Below are 21,854 nucleotides of genomic sequence, written 5' to 3' on the forward strand. Positions count from 1 at the left end.
TATAGCGATAAGTAACCGCGTATTTATTGAACGTTTATTGAGCAAACCCCGGTATGATCGGCCCCGCGCTGGATGATGGGCTTAATTCTTTAGTGAGAATGACCCACGTTTGCGCTGGGGTACTATTCGACGAAGGGTCGCTTTAAGACTTTTTGTTACTCCAACTTTTTTATCTGTCCTTGCATCTAAGCTCTTTTAACCCGAGCAGCGGGGATGGAACGGCACACCTTCGTGCCACGCGGGCGTTCTTTTAGAAAAGCGCCTGATTGAAAACCGGATCGGCAATGCGTTGCCGATTCACTAGCCAAAGGCTTTGGAAATACCATGTCCGACAGTTTCGAACTCTTCCTCACTTGCCCTAAAGGCCTTGAAGGCCTGCTCATCGAGGAAGCCGTCGGGCTTGGCCTTGAAGAAGCGCGCGAGCACACCTCCGCCGTGCGTGGCATGGCGACCATGGAAACCGCTTATCGCCTGTGCCTCTGGTCGCGTCTGGCCAACCGCGTGTTGCTGGTGCTCAAACGCTTCCCGATGAAGGACGCCGAAGACCTGTACCACGGCGTCCTCGACGTCGAGTGGCAGGATCACATGCTCAGCGACGGCACCCTGGCCGTTGAATTCAGCGGCCACGGCTCGGGCATCGACAACACCCACTTCGGCGCGCTGAAGGTCAAAGATGCCATCGTCGACAAACTGCGCACGCCGCAGGGCGACCGTCCGTCGATCGACAAGCTCAATCCGGATCTGCGCATTCACCTGCGCCTGGATCGTGGCGAAGCAATTCTCTCCCTCGACCTCTCCGGCCACAGCCTGCACCAGCGCGGCTATCGCTTGCAGCAGGGCGCGGCGCCGCTGAAGGAAAACCTCGCGGCAGCGATCCTGATCCGTTCCGGCTGGCCACGCATTGCGGCCGAAGGCGGCGCGCTGGCTGACCCGATGTGCGGTGTCGGTACGTTCCTCGTCGAAGCGGGGATGATCGCCGCCGACATGGCGCCGAACCTGCGTCGTGAGCAGTGGGGTTTCACTGCCTGGCTCGGTCACGTGCCGGCGCTGTGGAAAAAACTGCATGAAGAAGCCGCTGAACGCGCCGCTGCCGGTCTGGCCAAGCCACCGCTGTGGATTCGCGGTTACGAGGCCGATCCACGTTTGATTCAACCGGGCCGCAACAACGTTGAGCGTGCCGGCCTGAGCGAATGGATCAAGATCTACCAGGGCGAAGTCGCCACTTTCGAGCCGCGTCCGGATCAGAACCAGAAAGGTCTGGTCATCTGCAACCCGCCGTACGGCGAGCGTCTCGGTGACGAAGCCAGCCTGTTGTACCTCTACCAGAACCTCGGCGAGCGTCTGCGTCAGGCTTGCCTGAACTGGGAAGCGGCGGTGTTCACCGGCGCGCCGGATCTCGGCAAGCGCATGGGCATCCGCAGCCACAAACAGTATTCGTTCTGGAACGGCGCGCTGCCGTGCAAGCTGTTGTTGATCAAAGTCGTGCCGGATCAGTTCGTCACCGGCGAGCGTCGTACGCCGGAACAGCGTCAGGCCGAGCGTGAGCAAGCGGCTTACGATCAAACCCCGGACGAGCCGCAAGAGCGCAAGTTCAACAAGAACGGCAACCCGATCAAACCGACGCCAGCCCCGGCACCGGTGATCGAGCAGCCGCGCTTGAGCGAAGGCGGGCAGATGTTTGCCAACCGTCTGCAAAAAAATCTCAAGGCGATGAGCAAGTGGGTCAAGCGCGAAGGCATCGATTGCTACCGCGTCTACGATGCCGACATGCCTGAGTACGCGATGGCGATCGATCTGTATCACGACTGGGTGCACGTGCAGGAATACGCCGCGCCGAAGTCGATCGATCCGGAAAAAGCCTCGGCACGCATGTTCGATGCGCTGGCGGCGATTCCGCAGGCGCTGAACGTCGACAAGAGCCGTGTGGTGGTCAAACGCCGTGAGCGCCAGAGCGGCACCAAGCAGTACGAGCGTCAGAGCGCGCAGGGCAAGTTCAATGAAGTCACCGAGGGCGGCGTGAAGTTGCTGGTCAACCTCACCGACTACCTCGACACCGGCCTGTTCCTTGATCACCGCCCAATCCGCATGCGCATTCAGAAAGAGGCCGAGGGTAAGCGTTTCCTCAATCTGTATTGCTACACCGCGACCGCCAGCGTGCACGCGGCCAAGGGCGGCGCGCGCAGCACCACCAGCGTCGACCTGTCGAAAACCTACCTCGACTGGGCGCGCCGCAACCTGTCGCTGAACGGCTTCTCGGACAAGAACCGTCTGGAGCAGGGCGATGTGATGGTCTGGCTGGAAAGCTGCCGTGAAGAGTACGACCTGATCTTCATCGATCCGCCGACCTTCTCCAACTCCAAGCGCATGGAAGGCATCTTCGACGTGCAGCGTGATCAGGTGCAGTTGATTGACCTGGCCATGGCGCGTCTGGCGCCGGGCGGCGTGTTGTACTTCTCGAACAACTTCCGCAAGTTCCAGTTGGAAGAGAACCTGACCGAGCGTTACGCGGTCGAGGAAATCAGCGCACAGACCATTGATCCGGATTTCGCCCGCAACACCAAGATCCACCGCGCCTGGAAAATAACGGCTCGTTGACGCTTCGCCAGACTGGATCCACAGAGCCTTGATTTTTAAAGGCTCTTGGATCCAGTCAGCGCTAGCCAAATTAATGGCTAATAGCTATAACTCAACCCATGGCCAAGGGGTTTTTCCCGGAACATTGGCGTAGTGAGTTGTCCTTATGTCGTTGCACCCCGTGCGCCCGAAGATACTGGGTTTTATCAGCGAAGAAGTCTCGGCCTGGCTGGTCGCGCTGCTGGTATTGCTCGCCGGCGGGATTCTCACGGGGCTGCTCGCCTGGGCCACGCACAACGAATTTCACCAGCAATTGCGTCAGCGTTTTCAGCTGCTGACCAATGAACGTTACAGCCGCATCGAAGAACGCTTCGAGGATCAAGAGCAACGCCTCGACGGTCTGCGTCGTTTCTTCTCCAATTCCGAATCGGTGTCCCGCGCCGAATTCGACGGATACACCCAACCTCTGTTACTGCGTACCCAAGCCTATTCGTTCGCCCTCAAGGTCAGTGGCGCCGAGCGCGCGGCGTTTGAGCAGCGCGTGCGGGATGACGGCTTGGGCGATTTCACCATTCGCGAACTGAATGCCCATGGCGAGTTGCAACTGGCCGCGCCTCGCGATCAGTACGTGCCGGTGCTGTACAGCCAGACCCAGAGCAAGCTCGGCTCGCCGTTGGGTTACGACTTGCTCGCGCAACCGATGCGCCGTGACACGCTGATGCGTGCCGATCAGTTGAACAATCTGGCGGTGTCGCAACCGTTGCACCTGGTCAGCACCGAACCTTCCTACGCGCGCGGGGTGCTTTTGGTGGCTCCCGTGATCCATGAGGGTGAGCAGCAGTCGTTTGGTTATGTCGCGGCGGTGATCAGCATGCGCCAGCTGCTTGCCGACGGTTTGCCGGACGCGTTTCATGACTATCTGTCGGTGCGCATTCTCGATCTGTCGACCAATGATCAGCACGAAGTGTTGTTCGAATCGACCAATGAGCCGGCGCCGAGTGACTTGTCCGCGACTCGCCTGTTGCGAATGGCCGATCACGACTATCAAGTCGATATCCTGCCGAGTGAAGCGTTTATGCAGGCCAACCATTCGTCGGTTGGCAGCATCGTGATTCTCGGTGGGCTATTGAGCGTTTTACTCAGTGCGCTGCTGTATGTGCTGGTCAGTCAGCGTCAGCGCGCGGTGCGCATGGTCGAGCAACGCACCGAGGAACTGCACGCCAGCGAACAGGAATTGCGCGGCACCCATGGTCAGTTGCGTGGTGTGCTCAACGCAGCGACACAAGTGGCAATCATCGCCACCGACCTGCGCGGCGTGATCAGCACGTTTAATCCCGGCGCCGAGCAAATGCTCGGTTACAGCAGCGTTGACGTTATCGGCCACATGACCCTGGAAAACCTGCATCTGCCGCGAGAACTCGCCACACGTTCGGCGGAGTTGAGCGCGCGTTACGGCAAAAGCATTCCGACTTGCCACGCGATGCTGGTTGAGGGCGGCGAAGTCGGTGGTCATGAAGCGCGCGAGTGGACGTTGGTGCGCAGCGATGGCAGTCATCTGCCAGTGAACATGCTCGCCACCCCGGTGCTCGACGAGCAGGGGCTTTGGGTTGGGCATCTGGCGATCTGCATCGACATCACCGAGCGCAAGCGTGTGCACGAGACGCTGGCGGCACGGGATGTGTTGCTGAAGAAACTCAGCGCTCATGTACCCGGCGGCATTTACCAGTTCAAGATGGAATTCGACGGGCGCTTCAGCGTGATTTACGCCAGCGACGGCATTCGTGAAATCTACGAACTGGAGCCGGATGTGCTGCTACTGAATGCCGAGGCGATCTTCACCCGCATTCATCCGCAGGACACCACGCGGGTGCGCGCTTCGATCCGTGAGTCGGCGGACAACCTCAGCCCGTGGCGCGAGGAATACCGCGTGCAACTGCCCGAGCGCGGCCTGCGCTGGGTGCGCGGCGAGGCAACGCCGGAAGAGCTGCCGGGCGGCGGAGTGTTGTGGCATGGCTACATCTCCGACATTTCCGACCTCAAACGAGTAGAAGAAGAACTGCGTGCGCTGTCGGTGACGGACTCGCTGACCGGCATTCATAACCGTCGTTATTTCCAGGAACGCCTGACCACTGAAATGGCTCGGGTCGAGCGTGGCGGCGGCGAGTTGTCGGTGATCATGCTCGACATCGACCACTTCAAACGCATCAACGACCAGTACGGGCATGCGGTGGGCGATCGGGTTTTGCAGGCGGTGTGCGAGCGCATTGGCCTCCGGTTACGGCGCACCGATGTGTTCTGCCGTTTGGGCGGCGAGGAATTCATGGTGCTGTGCCCGGACATCGACGGCGAGCACGCGCACATGCTGGCGGTTGAGCTGTGGCAGGGCTTGCGGGGCGCGCCGGTGGATGTGGTCGGCGTGGTCACGGCGAGTTTCGGCATCGCCAGTTGGCGCACGGGAGAGGGCGCGGATGCGCTGCTGCTACGCGCGGATTCCGGCGTGTACGCGGCAAAACAGGGCGGCCGCGATCGCGTCGAACAGATGAGCTAACGCCCAACCCTTGTAGGAGCAAGGCTCGCCCGCGAAAGCGTCGGTTCAGTCACCCACTTCATTGACTGATACGACGCCTTCGCGGGCAAGCCTTGCTCCTACAGAAGATCAAAAGATCGCAGCCTTCGGCAGCTCCTACATGTTCACCTGTAGGAGCTGCCGAAGGCTGCGATCTTTTGCTTTTTTGCTTTTAGAGGACTGACGCAGTCTGCGGCAGTTTCGGCTGGCGATACAGATCCAGCAGCACCTGATCGAGCACCGATGAGGCGCCAAACGGGGCTTTGTCGTTGAGGATCGCCACCACCGCCCAGGTATTGCCATTGACGTCGCGGCTGAAACCGGCAATCGCCCGCACGGTGTTCAAGGTGCCGGTCTTGACGTGCGCTTCGCCGCGCATTGCGGTGGTTTTCAGGCGTTTACGCATGGTGCCGTCGGTACCGGCGATCGGCAGCGAGCTGATGTATTCAGCGGCATACGGGCTGTGCCACGCGGCTTGCAGCATGTTCGCCATTTCTCGGGCGCTGACGCGTTCAGCGCGGGACAGGCCGGAGCCGTTCTCCATCACCAGGTGCGGCGCGGTGATGCCTTTCTTCGCCAGCCACTGACGGACAACGCGTTGCCCAGCCTTGGCATCATCGCCGTCGGCGTCGTTGCGGAATTTCTGGCCGAGGCTCAGGAACAGCTGCTGGGCCATGGTGTTGTTACTGTATTTGTTGATGTCGCGAATGATCTCGGCCAGATCCGGCGAATAAGCGCGAGCCAGCAGTTTGGCGTTGCTTGGCGTGGTCGCCAGACGATCGCGGCCCTGAATGCTGCCACCCAGTTCTTTCCAGATCGCGCGCACGGCGCCGGCGGTGTAAGTCGCGTGGTCGAGCAGCGACAGATAAGTCTGCGAGCTGCAGCCTTCGCCCAACTGGCCGCCAACGGTCACGGTCACGCTGCCATCGGCTTGCGGCACCGGGTTGTAGCGCACGCCGCCGGTGCATTGCTTCGACGGCAGGGCTTTGACGGTGTTTTCGATGTGGATGCTGGCAATCGGCGGCTCGACCGAGATCAGTACACGGCCACCGTCGTTGCGCGCAACAAAGCGCAGGGCTTTGAGGTTGACCAGCAGCGAATCCGGTTTGACCAGGAACGGCTTGTTCTCATCATTGCCGTCATCGTTGAATTCCGGCAGTTGCGGCTGGATAAAGAAGTTGCGGTCGAGCACCAGATCACCGGTGATCTGCGTCACGCCGTTGGCGCGCAGGTCGCGCATCAGCAGCCAGAGTTTTTCCATGTTCAGCTTCGGATCGCCGCCACCCTTGAGGTAGAGGTTGCCGTTGAGAATGCCGCCGCTCAGTGTGCCGTCGGTGTAGAACTCGGTTTTCCACTGATGATTGGGGCCGAGCATTTCCAGTGCCGCGTAGGTGGTCACCAGTTTCATGGTCGAGGCCGGATTGACCGACACGTCGGCGTTGAACACGGTCGCCGTGCCCGGGCCGTCGAGCGGCACCATCACCAGCGACAGGGCGCTAGGCTGCAATTTGCTTGCCTTGAGGGCTTTTTCGACGTTCGGGGTGAGGGAAGTATTGATGGTGGCAGCGGAAACAGGCAGGGCCAGAGGCAGAAGAAGGCCGGCGAGAAACAGTGGACGCAACGATTTGATCATATGAAATAAAACCCTACAGCCGAGGGGAAAAAGACGAGGACATGGATGAAAAGGTCCTCAGTGGTCACGAAAGTGTCGGCATTATGCCCCAAGGTGTAACCGATTGTGGCTTCCTCGGGGTGGCGATTCGTTGATTTTTTTACAGGCGGTCGGCCTCTGTGTCCAGAGAGGCGGGCAAACGATTGCTGAAACTGGTAAAGTGCCCGCCGTATTTACTTAAGAGGATTGTTCCAATGGCGACTAACCGTTCCCAGCGTCTGCGCAAAAAACTGTGCGTTGATGAATTTCAAGAGCTGGGTTTCGAACTGAACCTGGACTTCAAAGAAGACTTGTCCGAAGAAGCCATTGACGCTTTCCTCGAAGCATTCATCAAAGAAGCCATGGAAGCCAACGGTCTGGGTTATGTTGGCGGCGACGACTTCGGTCTGGTTTGCCTGCAGAAGCGTGGCTCGGTCAACGAAGAGCAGCGCGCTGCCGTTGAAGCCTGGCTGAAAACCCGCTCCGAGCTGACCAAGTATGAAGTCAGCCCGTTGCTGGACGTTTGGTATCCGGAAAAGCCGATCAACGCGGCTAAGTGATACTGAAAAAAACGGCGACCTGAGGGTCGCCGTTTTTTTTCGTCGATCAAAAGATCGCAGCCTCGTTTCACTCGACAGCTCCTACCGGGGAGCGCGATCTCCTGTAGGAGCTGCCGAAGGCTGCGATCTTTGCTTTTAAGCTTTGCGCCAGTTCAAAATCAGCAGCGTCAGCACGCCCGCAACAATCCCCCAAAACGCCGACCCAATGGAAAACAGCGTCAACCCCGACGCCGTGACCATGAAGGTAATCAGCGCCGCTTCCCGCTCTTTCACCTCAGTCATGGCAATGCTCAAACCATTGATGATCGAGCCAAACAGCGCCAACGCCGCAATCGACAACACCAATTCTTTCGGCAACGCTGCAAACAAGGCCGCCAATGTCGCGCCGAACACCCCGGCAATCCCGTAGAAAATCCCGCACCACACCGCTGCCGTGTAGCGCTTGTTGCGATCTTCATGGGCGTGCGGCCCGGTGCAAATCGCCGCGCTGATCGCCGCGAGGTTGATGCCGTGGGAGCCGAACGGTGCCAGCAACAGCGAGGCGATGCCGGTGGTGGTGATCAGTGGCGAGGCGGGGACGGTGTAGCCATCGGCACGCAACACGGCGATGCCGGGCATGTTCTGCGAGGTCATCGCCACGACGAACAGCGGGATGCCGATGCTGATGGTCGCCGCCAGCGAGAAATGCGGCGTCGTCCACACGGGCGTCGCCACTTCCAGATGAAAACCGCTGAAATCCAGCAATCCCATGAAGCCCGAAAGCGCGGTGCCGATCAGCAGCGCAGCGAGCACCGCATAACGTGGCGACAGGCGTTTGACCACTAAATAGGTGAAGAACATCCCCAGCACCAAACCCGTGCGGTGCTGCGCAGCGACGAAGATTTCGCTGCCAATCTTGAACAGAATCCCCGCCAACAACGCCGCCGCCAGGGATGCTGGGATCTTTTTCACCAGCCGTTCGAAGCTGCCGGTCAGCCCGCAAATGGTCACCAGCACCGCGCAAGTGATGTAGGCGCCAATGGCTTCGCCGTAACTGACGCCACCCAGACTGGTGATCAGCAGTGCCGCGCCGGGCGTCGACCAGGCTATGGTGATTGGCGTGCGATAGCGCAGCGACAGGCCGATCGAACACACTGCCATGCCGATCGAAATCGCCCAGATCCACGAAGAAATCTGCCCGCTGGTCAGGCCCGCCGCTTGCCCGGCCTGGAACATCAGCACCAGGGAGCTGGTGTAACCGGTCATCATCGCGATGAAACCGGCGACGATCGCTGATGGTGACGTGTCGGCCAGAGGGTGCAGTTGCGTGTGCGTGGCGTCGTTCATGACGGCGGTGTTCCTTCTACAGATAGTATTCCCCTGCAGGAGCTGCCGAAGGCTGCGATCTTTTGATCTTTCTTCTAGAAAATCAAAATCAAAAGATCGCAGCCTTCGGCAGCTCCTACATTGAGATAGAGACGGGCGGCGGATTTCGGGATCAAGCCTAAACTCAATCGTAACGGATCGTTGCAATACAGCCGAACTCACAAACAGCCGTACAGTCGTGTTGCCACCATCCATTGTGTACAATCGCGGTGTTTTTTACGCGATACTTGCCAGCGACCTACTGTGCCGTATTACAGTCACGGTCTATTCGCCGCAGTTCTCCCGACTCGAGTGCCCATGAACGAACAGTTGCAACCCCTCAAGAAACAACCGCGAGCAGGCAAAGCCGGCCGCAGCGGAACCCAGGACGATATTGTCTACGCGCATATCTTCGAGGCCATCCTCGAACAGCGTCTGGCGCCCGGCACCAAGTTGAGCGAAGAAGCGCTGGGGGAAATCTTTGGGGTCAGCCGCACCATCATTCGCCGCGCGCTGTCGCGTCTGGCCCATGAAGGCGTGGTGCTGTTGCGGCCGAACCGTGGCGCCGTCGTTGCCAGCCCGAGCGTTGAAGAAGCGCGGCAGGTGTTCCTCGCCCGTCGCTTGGTCGAGCGCGCGATCACTGAGCTGGCGGTGCAACACGCCACCGCCGAGCAGATCGCTGAGCTGCGCCAGATGGTCAACGATGAGCGCGACAGCTTCTCGCGCGGTGATCGCGGCGCCGGTATTCGTCTGTCGGGCGAATTCCACCTGAAACTGGCGGAAGCGGCGATGAACGCGCCGTTGATCAGCTTCCAGCGCAGCCTGGTGTCGCAGACGTCGCTGATCATTGCCCAGTATGAAAGCGGCAACCGCTCGCATTGTTCCTACGACGAACACACCCAGTTGATCGACGCGATTGAAAAGCGCGACGGCGATCTGGCGGTGCGTTTGATGATGCATCACATGGATCACATCGACAGCAAGCTCAACCTCGACGAAGAAAGCGCGTCGGATGATTTGCATGCGGTGTTCTCGCATTTGTTGCAGACCAAGAAGCCTGGGCGCCCTGCGGCCAAGCTCTAAAGATCGCAGCCTTCGGCAGCTCCTACAGGGGCGTGCGATCCAATGTAGGAGCTGCCGCAGGCTGCGATCTTTTGATCGTCCTGACAGGCAATAAAAATCCCCCGGGGTGAACACCAACGGGGGATTTTTTTATGCCTGATCGTTCCCACGCTCCGCGTGGGAATGCCTCTAGGGACGCTCCGCGTCCAGTGACGCGGAGCGTCACGGGGCTGCATTCCCACGCAGAGCGTGGGAACGAACATGGAGTAGGGTGGATTAGCGCTGATGCACCAGCGCACCCGCCGCATACGTCTGCTGCACCGTGCGGTCATCACCCAGCGTCATCAACACAAACAACGACTCGGCAATGTTGTTGGCCTGCTTCAAGCGATAGCTCAGCAGCGGCGTCGCGTTGTAGTCCAGCACCAGGAAGTCAGCGTCGGAACCCGGTTGCAGGTTGCCGATCTTGTCTTCCAGACGCAGGGCGCGTGCGCCGCCCAGCGTCGCAAGATACAGCGACTTGAACGGGCTCAGTCGCGCACCTTGCAGTTGCATCACTTTGTACGCTTCGTTCAGCGTCTGCAGCAACGAGAAACTGGTGCCGCCGCCGACGTCAGTGCCCAAACCGACATTGAGTTTGTGCTTCTCGGCCATCGGCAGATTGAACAGGCCGCTACCCAAGAAGAAGTTCGACGTCGGGCAGAACGAGATCGCCGAGCCGGTTTCCGCCAGACGCGCGCATTCGTCGTCGCACAGGTGCACGCCGTGGGCGAACACCGAGCGCTCGCCGAGCAATTTGTAGTGGTCGTAAACGTCGAGGTAGCCCTTGCGCTCCGGAAACAGTTCCTTGACCCACTCGATTTCCTTGAGGTTCTCGCTGATGTGGGTCTGCATGTACAGATCCGGGTATTCAGTCAGCAGTTGACCGGCGAGGGTCAGTTGTTCCGGGGTGCTGGTCGGTGCGAAACGCGGGGTGACGGCATAGTGCAGACGACCCTTGCCGTGCCAGCGCTCGATCAGCGCTTTGCTTTCGACGTAGCTGGATTCGGCGGTATCGGTCAGATAATCCGGCGCGTTGCGGTCCATCATCACCTTGCCGGCGATCATGCGCAGATCGAGCTGCTCGGCCTTTTCAAAGAACGAATTCACCGACTGCGGATGCACGCTACCGAATACCAGTGCGGTGGTGGTGCCGTTGCGCAGCAGTTCCTTGATGAAGATGTCGGCGACGTCATCAGCGTGGGATTTGTCGCCGAACTGGCTTTCGCACGGGAAGGTATAGGTGTTCAGCCAGTCGAGCAGTTGTTCGCCGTAGGCACCGACCATGCCGGTTTGTGGCAAGTGAATGTGCGTGTCGATGAAGCCTGGGGTGATCAGGGCGTCCTGATATTGGGTGATTTCGATGTCTGCCGGCAGGGTCGGCAGCAAATCACTGGCGTGGCCAAGGGCGCTGATCTTGCCGCCATCGACCACCAGCAGGCCATCCTCGAAGTACTCGTAGGAGGCTTCGATCCCGACTTCGGCGGGGTCGGCAATGCTGTGCAGGATGGCGGCGCGGTAGGCTTTGCGAGTCAGAGGCATGAGGGTTCTCTAATCAGTTTGAGGCTTTGAGTTTGGCGGCCTGACTGCGCCGTGAAACCGGCAGCAGTTTGGCAATCGGTTCGGCGCTGGCAGTCTGCTGGCCGAAGTTGGCGTTATAGGTGGCGATGATTTCGCCGGCGATGGAGATGGCGATTTCCACAGGCAGTTTGCCTTTGACTTCGCCAATGCCCATCGGGCAGCGCATGCGTTGCACGACGCCACTGTCGAAACCGCGATCACGCAGACGGTGTTCGAACTTCGCGCGTTTGGTCTTCGAGCCAATCAGGCCGAAGTAGGCGAAGTCGTTGCGCTTGAGGATTGCGGCAGTGAGTTCAAGGTCGAGCTGATGGTTGTGGGTCATGACGATGCAATAACTGCCGGCGGGCAGGTCATCGATTTCATCCACAGGCTCTTCCGACACGATTTTACGCACCCCGTGAGGGATGTGTTCGGGGAATTCGGCATCGCGCGAATCGATCCAGCGCACCCGGCAGGGCAGGCTGGCGAGCAGTGGCACCAAAGCGCGGCCAACGTGGCCGGCACCGAACACGGCGATTTGCGCCTGTACCTGGCCCATCGGTTCGAACAGCAACACGGTGGCGCCGCCGCAGCACTGGCCAAGGCTGGCGCCGAGGCTGAAGCGCTCCAGATGGGTGTCCTGCTTACCGCTGGCGAGCATGTCGCGGGCGATCTGCATGGCTTTGTATTCCAGATGCCCGCCACCGATGGTGTCGAAGCTCTGGTTAGCGCTGATGACCATTTTCGAGCCGGCGTTGCGGGGCGTCGAGCCGAGTTCTTCGATGATCGTCACCAGCACACAGGGTTCGCCCTGGTTCTGCAGGTCGGCGAGGGCGTCGATCCAGTTGTACATGTTCACCTCGACATCTTCGTTGTCTGTTCGGGCCTCTTCGCGAGCAAGCTCGCTCCCACATTTGGATTTGTACAAGTCCAACAGTCAGCACAAATCCCTGTGGGAGCGAGCTTGCTCGCGAATGGCCGCGCCTCGGTCCTAGAGCGGAGCCAACTCGGTTTCAGCTTCGACGGCCTTCACCGCCTTCAACTGCCGCATCTGCTCACAACCCCACAACACCCGCTCCGGCGTCGCCGGCGCATCAATCTGCGGCTGATGCTTGTAATCCCCGAGGCTCGCCACGGCATCCTTGATCGCGCACCACGAAGCAATCCCGAGCATGAACGGCGGTTCACCGACAGCCTTGGAATGGAACACCGTGTCTTCCGGGTTCTTGCGGTTTTCCACCAGTTTCACCCGCAGATCCAGCGGCATGTCCGCCACCGCCGGAATCTTGTAGCTGGCCGGGCCGTTGGTCATCAGCTTGCCTTTGTTGTTCCAGACCAGCTCTTCCATGGTCAGCCAGCCCATGCCCTGGATGAAGCCACCCTCAACCTGACCGATGTCGATGGACGGGTTCAACGAGGCGCCGACGTCGTGCAGGATGTCGGTGCGCAGCATCTTGTATTCGCCGGTCAGGGTGTCGACGATCACTTCGCAGCATGCCGCGCCGAAGGCGAAGTAGTAGAACGGACGGCCGCGCGCCTGGCTGCGGTCGTAGTAGATTTTCGGGGTCTTGTAGAAGCCGGTGCTCGACAGCGAGACCTGATTGAAATACGCCTGCTGGATCAGCGCTTCAAAGGTCAGGATGTGGTCGCGAACCCGCACATGGCCGTTGTGGAATTCAACGTCTTCTTCAGTGACTTTGAAGTGACGCGCAGCGAATTCGACCAGACGTTTCTTGATGATTTCCGCCGCGTTCTGCGCCGCTTTACCGTTCAGGTCAGCGCCGCTGGACGCCGCGGTCGGCGAGGTGTTCGGCACCTTGTCGGTGTTGGTCGCGGTGATCTGCACGCGATCGATTTCCACCTGGAACACTTCGGCCACGACCTGCGCGACTTTGGTGTTCAGGCCTTGGCCCATTTCCGTGCCGCCATGGTTCAGGTGGATGCTGCCGTCGGTGTAGATGTGGATCAGCGCGCCGGCCTGGTTCAAGAAGCTCGCGGTAAACGAAATACCGAATTTCACCGGGGTCAGCGCCAGGCCTTTTTTCAGGATCGGGCTGTTGGCGTTGTAGCGACGAATCGCTTCGCGACGCTCGTGATACTGGCTGCTTTCTTCCAGTTCGGCGGTCATTTCCTCGAGCATGTTGTGCTCGACGGTCTGGTAGTAATGGGTGACGTTGCGCTCGGTCTTGCCGTAGTAGTTGGCCTTGCGCACAGCCAGCGGATCGAGGTGCAGGTGACGGGCTATCGCGTCCATCACTTCTTCGATCGCGACCATCCCTTGCGGGCCACCGAAACCACGGTAAGCAGTGTTCGACGCGGTGTTGGTCTTGCAGCGATGACCGTTGATGGTCGCGTCGCCGAGGTAGTACGAGTTGTCCGAGTGGAACATCGCACGGTCAACAATCGACGCGGACAAGTCCGGCGAGCAGCCGCAGTTGCCGGCCAGATCCATGTTGATCCCGTGCAGGCGTCCGGTGCTGTCGAAGCCGACGTCGTATTCGACGTAGAACGGGTGACGCTTGCCGGTCATCAGCATGTCTTCAACGCGCGGCAGGCGCATCTTCGTCGGCTGACCGGTGAGGTGCGCAACCACCGCGCACAGGCACGCCGGGCTGGCGGCCTGAGTTTCTTTGCCACCGAAACCACCGCCCATGCGGCGCATGTCGACGACGATTTTGTTCATCGACACGTCGAGCACTTCGGCGACCAGTTTTTGCACTTCGGTCGGGTTCTGCGTCGAGCAGTAAACGATCATGCCGCCGTCTTCGGTGGGCATTACCGAGGAGATTTGCGTCTCCAGGTAGAAGTGTTCCTGACCGCCGATGTGCAGCGTGCCTTGAATGCGGTGTTCAGCGGTCGCCAGCGCAGAGGCCGAATCGCCGCGCTGGTGGGTGTGGCTGTCGAGGACGAAGTGGCGTTTGCGCAAGGCTTCGACCACGTCGAGCACAGGTTCGAGGTCTTCGTATTCGATGATCGCGGCCATCGCGGCTTTGCGCGCGGTTTCCAGATCTTTGGCCGCAACGGCGAGCACCGGTTGACCAACGAACTGCACGTCATCGATGGCCAGCAGCGGATCGCCTGGCATCAGCGGGCCGATGTCTTTCAGGCCCGGCACGTCTTCGTGGGTGATGGCGATGCGCACGCCTTCGAAGGCGTAGCAAGGCGAAGTGTCGATGCTGATGATTTTCGCGTGGGCGCGATCCGACATGCGTGCATACAAGTGCAACTGGTTGGGAAATTCCAGGCGGTCATCGATGTACTGCGCTTCACCGGACACATGTTTGGCGGCGCTGTCGTGTTTGACGCTGCGGCCGACACCGGAGGTCAGATCCTTGGCGAACAATTCAGCCAGTTCAGCTTGGGTTTTTTCTACGCCGTGATGGTTAGACATAAGCGGTCACCCGAGTCTCGATGTGCGGTGTTTGCAGTTCGATGAAGTATTTACGCAGCAGGTTTTGCGCGCTGAGCAGGCGATATTCCTTGCTGGCGCGGAAGTCCGAGAGCGGCGTGAAATCTTCCGCCAGCGCGGCGCAAGCACGTTCGACCACAGCGTTGTTGAACGGCGCACCGATCAGCGCAGCTTCACAGTGGGCTGCGCGTTTCGGGATCGCGGCCATGCCGCCAAACGCCATGCGTGCATCGGTGATCACACCGTTTTCCACACGCAGGTTGAACGCGGCGCAGACGGCGGAGATGTCATCGTCCAGACGCTTGGAGACTTTGTAGGCGCGGAACAACTGCTCGGCGCTGGCGCGCGGCACGATGATCTTCTCGATGAACTCACTTTCCTGACGGGCCGTGACTTTGTAATCGATGAAGTAATCGTCGAGGTTCAGGGTGCGACGGGTTTCGCCTTTGCACAGCACAACCTGCGCGCCGAGAGCGATCAGCAGCGGTGGCGAGTCACCGATCGGCGAGGCGTTGCCGATGTTGCCGCCGAGGGTGCCCTGGTTGCGGATTTGCAGGGAAGCGAAGCGGTGCAGCAGTTCGCCGAAGTCCGGGTACTCGGCGTTCAACGCTTCGTAGCAGTCGGAGAGGGCAGTGGCGGCGCCGATTTCGATGCGATCATCGAAGGTTTCAATGCGCTTCATTTCCGCGACGTTGCCGACGTAGATCATCACCGGCAGGGTGCGGTGGAACTGGGTGACTTCCAGCGCCAGATCGGTACCGCCAGCCAGCAGACGTGCTTGGGGATAAGCGTCGTAGAGGTCGGCCAGATCGGCGACAGTCAGCGGTACCAAACAGCGCTTGTCGCCACTGTTCAGTTCGCCGATATCGGTCGGAGCGATAGCTTTCAGGCGAGCAATGGTGTCCGCTTCGCGGGCATCGAACTGATCCGGTTGCTTGCCGCAGCAGGATTGCTCGGCAGCCGCCAGAATCGGCCGGTAGCCGGTGCAGCGGCAGAGGTTGCCAGCCAGCGCTTCGTGGGCCTTGGCGTGATCGGGCGCATCGCTGTTCTTTTGCAGGGCGAACAGCGACATGACGAAACCGGGGGTGCAGAAACCGCACTGCGAACCGTGGCACTCGACCATGGCTTTCTGCACGCTGTGCAGTTCGCCTTTGTGCTTGAGGTCTTCGACGCTGATCAATTGTTTGCCGTGCAGCGACGAAACAAAGGTCAGGCACGAGTTGAGGCTGCGATAGCGAATGTGTTCGCGGCCATCGTCATCCGTTTGCAACTCGCCGACCACTACAGTGCAGGCGCCGCAATCACCGCTGGCGCAACCTTCTTTAGTGCCGGATTTACCAACGTGTTCACGCAGGTAATTGAGCACGGTCAGATTCGGGTCCAGGGCGTGCTCGCTACGGAGTTCCTGGTTAAGTAAAAACTGGATCACGGAAGGCCTCGCAGACTCATTATTGTTGTTAACCGACTTGAGCCGAATTTAGCAGGTCTGACTTTTCGGTCAATGGTTTTCTGACTTAAAGGTCAGGAAAATCCATTTCGTCGATCAACAACGTGTCTATTCAGTATTGACCTTCATTGGTCAGCCTGGATTTTTGTTTGGTTTTCTGAAGAAAACTGCGGGAATCGTGCCAAAAACCGCTGAGTGGGCACTCCGCCATGAGCCCGCATTTGCGCTACACTGCGCCGCTTGTGCAGATCGATAGAGTTTGAAGGACAACCATGACGTTCAAGGCGCCGGACAGCCTCGCCGAGCAAATCGCTCACCACCTCGCCGAACGCATCATTCGTGGCGAAATGAAGCCGGGAGAGCGCATCCAGGAACAAAAGGTCACGCTGGCCCTCAATGTCAGCCGCGGCTCCGTTCGTGAAGCCTTGCTGATCCTTGAACGCCGCCACCTGATCGCGATCCTGCCGCGCCGTGGTGCGCACGTCACCGAAATGACGCCGCACAAGGTGCAGAGCCTGTGCACGCTGATGAGCGAGTTGTACATCCTGCTCGGCAACTCGGTGGCCAATGGCTGGCAAGTCCAGTCGGACATGGCGCCGTTCGTGCAGATCCAGCAGCGCCTGACCGCCAGCTACGAGCGTCAGGACATCCGCAGCTTCGTCGACGACAGCTTCAGCGTGATGCGCGCCGCCTATCCATTTGCCAACAATCCTTACCTGCAAGAAACGGTCGAGAACCTGCAGCCGGCGATGAGCCGCGCCTACTTCCTCGCCCTCGAACAGCGCAAGGCGGAAATGAGCGAGTTCCTCGAACTGTTCGAACGCCTGTTGGCCGCCGTGCTGGCCCGTGATTTGCCGCAGATCCGCATCGTGCTCACGGCTTACGGCCAGCGCAGCTGCGATCTGGTGGTTGCTGCCTTGACGGGCGCTTAAGCGTGCGGCTCAAGTGCATCAAACTCGCGGGATTCAAATCCTTCGTCGACCCGACCACGGTGAACTTCCCCAGTAACATGGCGGCGGTCGTCGGGCCGAACGGTTGCGGCAAGTCGAACATCATCGACGCCGTTCGCTGGGTGATGGGCGAAAGTTCAGCGAAGAACCTGCGTGGCGAGTCGATGACCGACGTCATCTTCAACGGCTCGACCAGCCGCAAACCGGTGAGTCAGGCCAGTATCGAGCTGGTTTTCGACAACTCCGACGGCACGCTGCTAGGCGAATACGCGGCCTACGCGGAAATTTCCATTCGCCGCAAAGTCACCCGCGACAGCCAGACCACCTATTACCTCAACGGCACCAAATGCCGTCGTCGCGACATCACCGATATCTTCCTCGGCACCGGCCTCGGCCCGCGCAGCTACTCGATCATCGAGCAGGGGATGATCTCCAAGCTGATCGAATCCAAGCCCGAAGATCTGCGCAACTTTATTGAAGAAGCCGCCGGCATCTCGAAATATAAAGAGCGCCGTCGCGAGACCGAAAACCGCATCCGCCGCACCCACGAAAACCTCGCGCGTCTGACTGACCTGCGTGATGAGCTTGAGCGTCAACTCGAACGCCTGCACCGTCAGGCCGAAGCGGCGAAGAAGTACCAAGAATTCAAAGCCGAGGAGCGTCAGCTCAAGGCGCAACTGTCGGCCCTGCGCTGGCAGGATCTCAACGATCAGGTCGGTCAGCGCGAGTCGATCATCGGCACTCAGGAAATCAGTTTCGAAGCCTTGGTCGCTGAGCAGCGAAATGCTGACGCGGCCATCGAACGCTTGCGCGACGGTCACCATGATCTGTCCGAGCGCTTCAATCTGGTGCAAGGGCGCTTCTATTCGGTCGGCGGTGACATCGCCCGGGTCGAACAGAGCATCCAGCACGGCCAGCAACGTCTGCGGCAGTTGCAGGACGATCTGAAAGAAGCCGAGCGCGCCCGCCTCGAAACCGAATCGCATCTGGGCCACGACCGCACGTTGCTGCTGACCCTCGGTGAAGAGCTGGACATGCTTGTGCCCGAGCAGGAAGTCACCAGTGCGGCCGCCGAAGAAGCCGCCGCTGCGCTGGAAGATTCCGAAAGCGTCATGCACGGCTGGCAGGAGCAGTGGGACGCCTTCAACCTGACTGCCGCCGAACCGCGCCGTCAGGCCGAGGTGCAGCAGTCGCGCATCCAGCAGCTGGAAACCAGCATGGAGCGCCTCGCCGATCGGCAAAAGCGTCTCGGCGAAGAGCGCGCGTTGCTCTCGGCCGACCCGGAAGACGCGGCGATCATGGAGCTCAACGAGCAGCTCGCCGAGTCCGAAGCGACCCTCGAAGACTTGCAGACCAGCGAAGAAGCGCAGGTCGAGAAACTCGAACAACTGCGTCAGGAATTGCAGCAAGCGCTGACCGCGCAGCAGCAGGCGCAGGGCGATTTGCAGCGCCTCAATGGTCGGCTCGCATCCCTTGAAGCCTTGCAGCAAGCCGCGCTCGATCCAGGCACCGGCACCGCCGAGTGGCTGAAGGAGCACAACCTCGCCGAGCGGCCGCGTCTCGCTGAAGGTTTGAAGGTCGAGGCCGGTTGGGAATTGGCGGTGGAAACCGTGCTCGGCGCCGATCTGCAAGCGGTGCTGGTCGACGACTTCAGTGGCTTCGATTTGTCCGGTTTTACTCAGGGTGATCTGCGCCTGCTCAGCCCGGCCAGCGATGGCGTGCGAGTGTCGGGCAGCTTGCTGGATAAAGTCGACGCGCAGATTGATCTGTCGCCGTGGCTTGGCCAAGTCAAACCGGTCGACAGCCTTGAGCAGGCCTTTGCCTTGCGCGGGCAGTTGAGTGCCGGTGAGAGCTTGATCAGTCGCGACGGTTATTGGGTTGGTCGGCATTTTCTTCGCGTACGTCGGGCCAGTGAAGCGGAGAGCGGCATGCTCGCCCGTGGCCAGGAAATCGAAGCGCTGCACCTCGAACGCGAAGAGAAAGAAACCACCGTCGAAGCCATGGAAACCCGTCTGCAAACCCTGCGTGCGCAACAGCGTCAGCAGGAAAACGGTCGCGAACATTTGCGTCGTTTGCTGCAAGACGAAGCGCGCCAGCAAGGCGAACTGAAAGCTCAGTTGTCCGCCGGCAAAGCCAAGGCTGAACAGTTGACCTTGCGTCGCACGCGTCTCGATGAAGAGTTGGTCGAACTCGGCGAACAACGCGAGCTTGAGCACGAACAAGTCGGCGAAGCGCGCATGCAATTGCAGGAAGCGCTGGATGCCATGGCGCTGGACACCGAACAGCGCGAGTTACTGCTGGCCCAGCGCGACAGTCTGCGCGAACGCCTTGATCGCGTGCGTCAGGAAGCGCGGCAGCACAAGGATCACGCCCATCAATTGGCCGTGCGGCTCGGCTCGTTGCGCGCGCAGCATGACTCCACGCGTCAGGCGCTGGAGCGTCTGGAAATGCAGTCCGAGCGCCTGACTGAAAAACGCGAACAGTTGAGTCTGAACCTGGAGGAGGGCGAGGCGCCGCTGGAAGAGCTGCGCCTGAAACTCGAAGAGCTGCTCGACAAGCGCATGACCGTCGACGAAGAACTCAAGACCGCGCAGATCGCTCTGGAAGACGCTGACCGCGAATTGCGCGACGCGGAAAAACGCCGGACTCAGGCTGAACAACAATCGCAATTGATTCGCGGCCAACTCGAACAGCAGCGCATGGAATGGCAAGCCCTGACCGTGCGCCGCAAGGCCTTGCAGGATCAATTGCTCGAAGACGGCTACGATCTCAACGGCGTGCTCGCGACATTAACCGCGCAAGCCAGTGAACGCGAAGCCGAAGAAGAACTCGAACGCATCAATGCGCGGATTCAACGCCTGGGCGCGATCAACCTCGCGGCCATCGACGAATACACGCAGCAGTCTGAGCGTAAGCGGTATCTGGATGCGCAGGACGCTGATCTGGTCGAAGCACTGGAGACGCTGGAAAACGTTATCCGCAAGATCGACAAGGAAACCCGTAACCGCTTCAAAGATACCTTTGATCAGATCAATGGCGGTTTACAGGCGCTTTTCCCAAAAGTTTTCGGTGGCGGGCGCGCGTATTTGGAACTGACGGGCGAAGATCTACTCGATACAGGGGTAACGATCATGGCGCAGCCGCCAGGGAAGAAGAACAGCACCATCCATTTGCTCTCCGGCGGGGAAAAAGCCCTGACCGCATTGGCACTGGTTTTTGCGATCTTCAAGTTGAACCCGGCGCCGTTCTGCATGCTCGATGAGGTTGACGCGCCGCTGGATGACGCTAACGTTGGACGCTACGCACGCTTGGTCAAAGAAATGTCGCAGACCGTGCAGTTCATCTATATCACCCACAACAAAATCGCCATGGAAATGGCCGAGCAGTTGATGGGTGTAACGATGCATGAACCGGGTTGTTCGCGACTGGTGGCCGTGGATGTCGAGGAGGCAATGGCAATGGTAGACGCGTAAGTCCGCGTGTTGTCGGAAAGGTATTAGAGGGTTGTAGGACTTTTTTACCGACTTCGACTTGCTGGCCAATCGACATATTCGTACAAGCCAATGAGACAGACGGTGTAAAGTTGCCTTTGGTCGTGCTAGTTTAATGTCAAATTTTCGTATACGTGGGCAAAACGCCTGTCAGAACATAGAGTTGGCGCCACGTTTTAAAGCGGTTTGCACAGTGTAAACCCCTTATTTTTCAGCATTTTTTATAGAGGCACGGGATTACATGGAAATCGGTCTGCGCGAGTGGCTGATCGTCATCGGCATCATAGTGATAGCCGGTATTCTTTTCGATGGCTGGCGCCGTATGCGCGGCGGCAAGGGAAAACTGAAGTTCCGTCTTGACCGAAGTCTGTCCAACCTGCCGGACGAGGACACCAGCGCTGAGCTGTTGGGCCCGGCCCGCGTGCTGGACACGCACAAAGAACCGCAGCTGGACGAACACGATTTGCCGTCGGTGAGCATGCCGGCCCGCGAAGCACGCGAGCCTCGCGATTCCGGCAACAAACGTGGCAAGCGTGGCAGCAAGGGTTCGGCGCAGGGCGACTTGAACCTCGATCTGGATCTGGATGACGGCCCGAGCTTCAGCAGCCGTGACGATGATTTCGCCGACGACAGCAAGCCTGCACCGGCCGTGGTCGAAAAAGATCAGCCGCAAGCTGAAGAAGTTTTGGTGATCAGCGTGATCTGCCGCGACGCCGCCGGCTTCAAAGGCCCGGCGCTGTTGCAGAACATTCTGGAAAGCGGTCTGCGTTTTGGCGAGATGGATATTTTCCACCGTCACGAAAGCATGGCGGGTAACGGTGAGGTGCTGTTCTCCATGGCCAACGCGGTCAAACCGGGCATCTTTGATCTGGACGACATCGACCATTTCAGCACCCCGGCGGTGAGCTTCTTCCTCGGCCTGCCAGGCCCGCGTCATCCGAAGCAAGCCTTCGACGTGATGGTCGCCGCAGCCCGCAAGCTGTCGCAGGAACTCAATGGCGAGCTGAAAGATGACCAGCGTAGCGTGCTGACCGCGCAGACCATCGAGCACTACCGTCAGCGCATCGTCGAATTCGAACGCCGCGCATTGACCCAGAAGCGCTAAGACCTGTAGGAGCAGAGCTTGCTCGCGAAGCGATCTCAAGGACGCCATCGCGAGCAAGCTTTGCTCCTACAATGATTAAAAGATTGAGCAGCCTCG

The 21,854-nt window shown here is 59.6% G+C and carries 13 protein-coding genes; 7 read left to right on the forward strand and 6 right to left on the reverse strand.

The window, feature by feature from the left end; all coding sequences use genetic code 11:
- Positions 1-324: 324 nt before the first annotated feature.
- Positions 325-2,595: a bifunctional 23S rRNA (guanine(2069)-N(7))-methyltransferase RlmK/23S rRNA (guanine(2445)-N(2))-methyltransferase RlmL gene (gene rlmKL, locus AD669_RS08630; RefSeq protein ID WP_053118734.1), complete on the forward strand. Its 2,271-nt coding sequence runs from the start codon at positions 325-327 to the stop codon at positions 2,593-2,595.
- Between the two features lie 145 nt (positions 2,596-2,740).
- Positions 2,741-5,122, forward strand: coding sequence for a GGDEF domain-containing protein (locus tag AD669_RS08635; RefSeq protein ID WP_053118736.1), 2,382 nt, complete (start codon positions 2,741-2,743; stop codon positions 5,120-5,122).
- Between the two features lie 190 nt (positions 5,123-5,312).
- On the opposite strand, the gene dacB is transcribed toward AD669_RS08635, so the two are convergent.
- Positions 5,313-6,773 (reverse strand): D-alanyl-D-alanine carboxypeptidase/D-alanyl-D-alanine-endopeptidase, encoded by a 1,461-nt coding sequence (gene dacB / locus AD669_RS08640; RefSeq protein WP_053118738.1) that lies wholly within the window; start codon positions 6,771-6,773, stop codon positions 5,313-5,315.
- 233 nt (positions 6,774-7,006) lie between these two features.
- Between dacB and AD669_RS08645 the strand changes: the two genes are divergently transcribed.
- The gene (locus AD669_RS08645; RefSeq protein ID WP_007916365.1) at positions 7,007-7,351 is read left to right on the forward strand and encodes a YggL family protein; all 345 of its coding nucleotides are present in this window, start codon (positions 7,007-7,009) and stop codon (positions 7,349-7,351) included.
- A gap of 135 nt (positions 7,352-7,486) precedes the next feature.
- Here AD669_RS08645 and AD669_RS08650 read toward each other — a convergent pair whose 3' ends face one another.
- Positions 7,487-8,677 carry a benzoate/H(+) symporter BenE family transporter gene (locus AD669_RS08650; RefSeq protein WP_053118739.1) on the reverse strand — a complete coding sequence of 397 codons (1,191 nt, stop codon included), beginning with the start codon at positions 8,675-8,677 and terminating at the stop codon, positions 7,487-7,489.
- A 336-nt stretch (positions 8,678-9,013) separates the two neighbouring features.
- On the opposite strand from AD669_RS08650, the gene AD669_RS08655 reads away from it, so the two are divergent.
- Positions 9,014-9,778: a GntR family transcriptional regulator gene (locus tag AD669_RS08655; RefSeq protein WP_053118741.1), complete on the forward strand. Its 765-nt coding sequence runs from the start codon at positions 9,014-9,016 to the stop codon at positions 9,776-9,778.
- A 255-nt stretch (positions 9,779-10,033) separates the two neighbouring features.
- On the opposite strand, the gene guaD is transcribed toward AD669_RS08655, so the two are convergent.
- The 4 genes from guaD to xdhA all read right to left on the reverse strand — a co-directional run bounded on the left by guaD (position 10,034) and on the right by xdhA (position 16,194).
- On the reverse strand, positions 10,034-11,338 hold the full coding sequence (guaD, locus tag AD669_RS08660; protein ID WP_053118743.1) for a guanine deaminase: 1,305 nt from the start codon (positions 11,336-11,338) through the stop codon (positions 10,034-10,036).
- 13 nt (positions 11,339-11,351) lie between these two features.
- On the reverse strand, positions 11,352-12,209 hold the full coding sequence (xdhC, locus tag AD669_RS08665) for a xanthine dehydrogenase accessory protein XdhC (RefSeq protein ID WP_053118745.1): 858 nt from the start codon (positions 12,207-12,209) through the stop codon (positions 11,352-11,354).
- A 138-nt stretch (positions 12,210-12,347) separates the two neighbouring features.
- Positions 12,348-14,747: a xanthine dehydrogenase molybdopterin binding subunit gene (gene xdhB, locus AD669_RS08670; protein WP_053118747.1), complete on the reverse strand. Its 2,400-nt coding sequence runs from the start codon at positions 14,745-14,747 to the stop codon at positions 12,348-12,350.
- Positions 14,740-16,194: a xanthine dehydrogenase small subunit gene (gene xdhA, locus AD669_RS08675; protein WP_053118749.1), complete on the reverse strand. Its 1,455-nt coding sequence runs from the start codon at positions 16,192-16,194 to the stop codon at positions 14,740-14,742. Before xdhA ends, xdhB begins: the two co-directional genes overlap by 8 nt.
- A 290-nt stretch (positions 16,195-16,484) precedes the next feature.
- Between xdhA and AD669_RS08680 the strand changes: the two genes are divergently transcribed.
- The 3 genes from AD669_RS08680 to zipA all read left to right on the forward strand — a co-directional run bounded on the left by AD669_RS08680 (position 16,485) and on the right by zipA (position 21,758).
- Positions 16,485-17,144: a GntR family transcriptional regulator gene (locus AD669_RS08680; protein ID WP_053118751.1), complete on the forward strand. Its 660-nt coding sequence runs from the start codon at positions 16,485-16,487 to the stop codon at positions 17,142-17,144.
- A gap of 2 nt (positions 17,145-17,146) precedes the next feature.
- Positions 17,147-20,635, forward strand: coding sequence for a chromosome segregation protein SMC (gene smc / locus AD669_RS08685; protein ID WP_053118753.1), 3,489 nt, complete (start codon positions 17,147-17,149; stop codon positions 20,633-20,635).
- Positions 20,636-20,894: 259 nt separating this feature from the next.
- On the forward strand, positions 20,895-21,758 hold the full coding sequence (zipA, locus tag AD669_RS08690) for a cell division protein ZipA (RefSeq protein ID WP_053118755.1): 864 nt from the start codon (positions 20,895-20,897) through the stop codon (positions 21,756-21,758).
- Positions 21,759-21,854 lie beyond the last annotated feature (96 nt).

Source organism: Pseudomonas sp. P1.31 (assembly GCF_001269815.1).
Classification (GTDB): Bacteria; Pseudomonadota; Gammaproteobacteria; order Pseudomonadales; family Pseudomonadaceae; genus Aquipseudomonas; species Aquipseudomonas rustica.

What these genes read in the sequence shown, in the direction of transcription:
- rlmKL (WP_053118734.1), top strand. Translation starts at nt 325, where the DNA reads ATGTCCGACAGTTTCGAACTCTTCCTCACTTGCCCTAAAGGCCTTGAA.
- AD669_RS08635 (WP_053118736.1), top strand. Translation starts at nt 2,741, where the DNA reads ATGTCGTTGCACCCCGTGCGCCCGAAGATACTGGGTTTTATCAGCGAA.
- dacB (WP_053118738.1), bottom strand. Translation starts at nt 6,773, where the DNA reads ATGATCAAATCGTTGCGTCCACTGTTTCTCGCCGGCCTTCTTCTGCCT.
- AD669_RS08645 (WP_007916365.1), top strand. Translation starts at nt 7,007, where the DNA reads ATGGCGACTAACCGTTCCCAGCGTCTGCGCAAAAAACTGTGCGTTGAT.
- AD669_RS08650 (WP_053118739.1), bottom strand. Translation starts at nt 8,677, where the DNA reads ATGAACGACGCCACGCACACGCAACTGCACCCTCTGGCCGACACGTCA.
- AD669_RS08655 (WP_053118741.1), top strand. Translation starts at nt 9,014, where the DNA reads ATGAACGAACAGTTGCAACCCCTCAAGAAACAACCGCGAGCAGGCAAA.
- guaD (WP_053118743.1), bottom strand. Translation starts at nt 11,338, where the DNA reads ATGCCTCTGACTCGCAAAGCCTACCGCGCCGCCATCCTGCACAGCATT.
- xdhC (WP_053118745.1), bottom strand. Translation starts at nt 12,209, where the DNA reads ATGTACAACTGGATCGACGCCCTCGCCGACCTGCAGAACCAGGGCGAA.
- xdhB (WP_053118747.1), bottom strand. Translation starts at nt 14,747, where the DNA reads ATGTCTAACCATCACGGCGTAGAAAAAACCCAAGCTGAACTGGCTGAA.
- AD669_RS08680 (WP_053118751.1), top strand. Translation starts at nt 16,485, where the DNA reads ATGACGTTCAAGGCGCCGGACAGCCTCGCCGAGCAAATCGCTCACCAC.
- zipA (WP_053118755.1), top strand. Translation starts at nt 20,895, where the DNA reads ATGGAAATCGGTCTGCGCGAGTGGCTGATCGTCATCGGCATCATAGTG.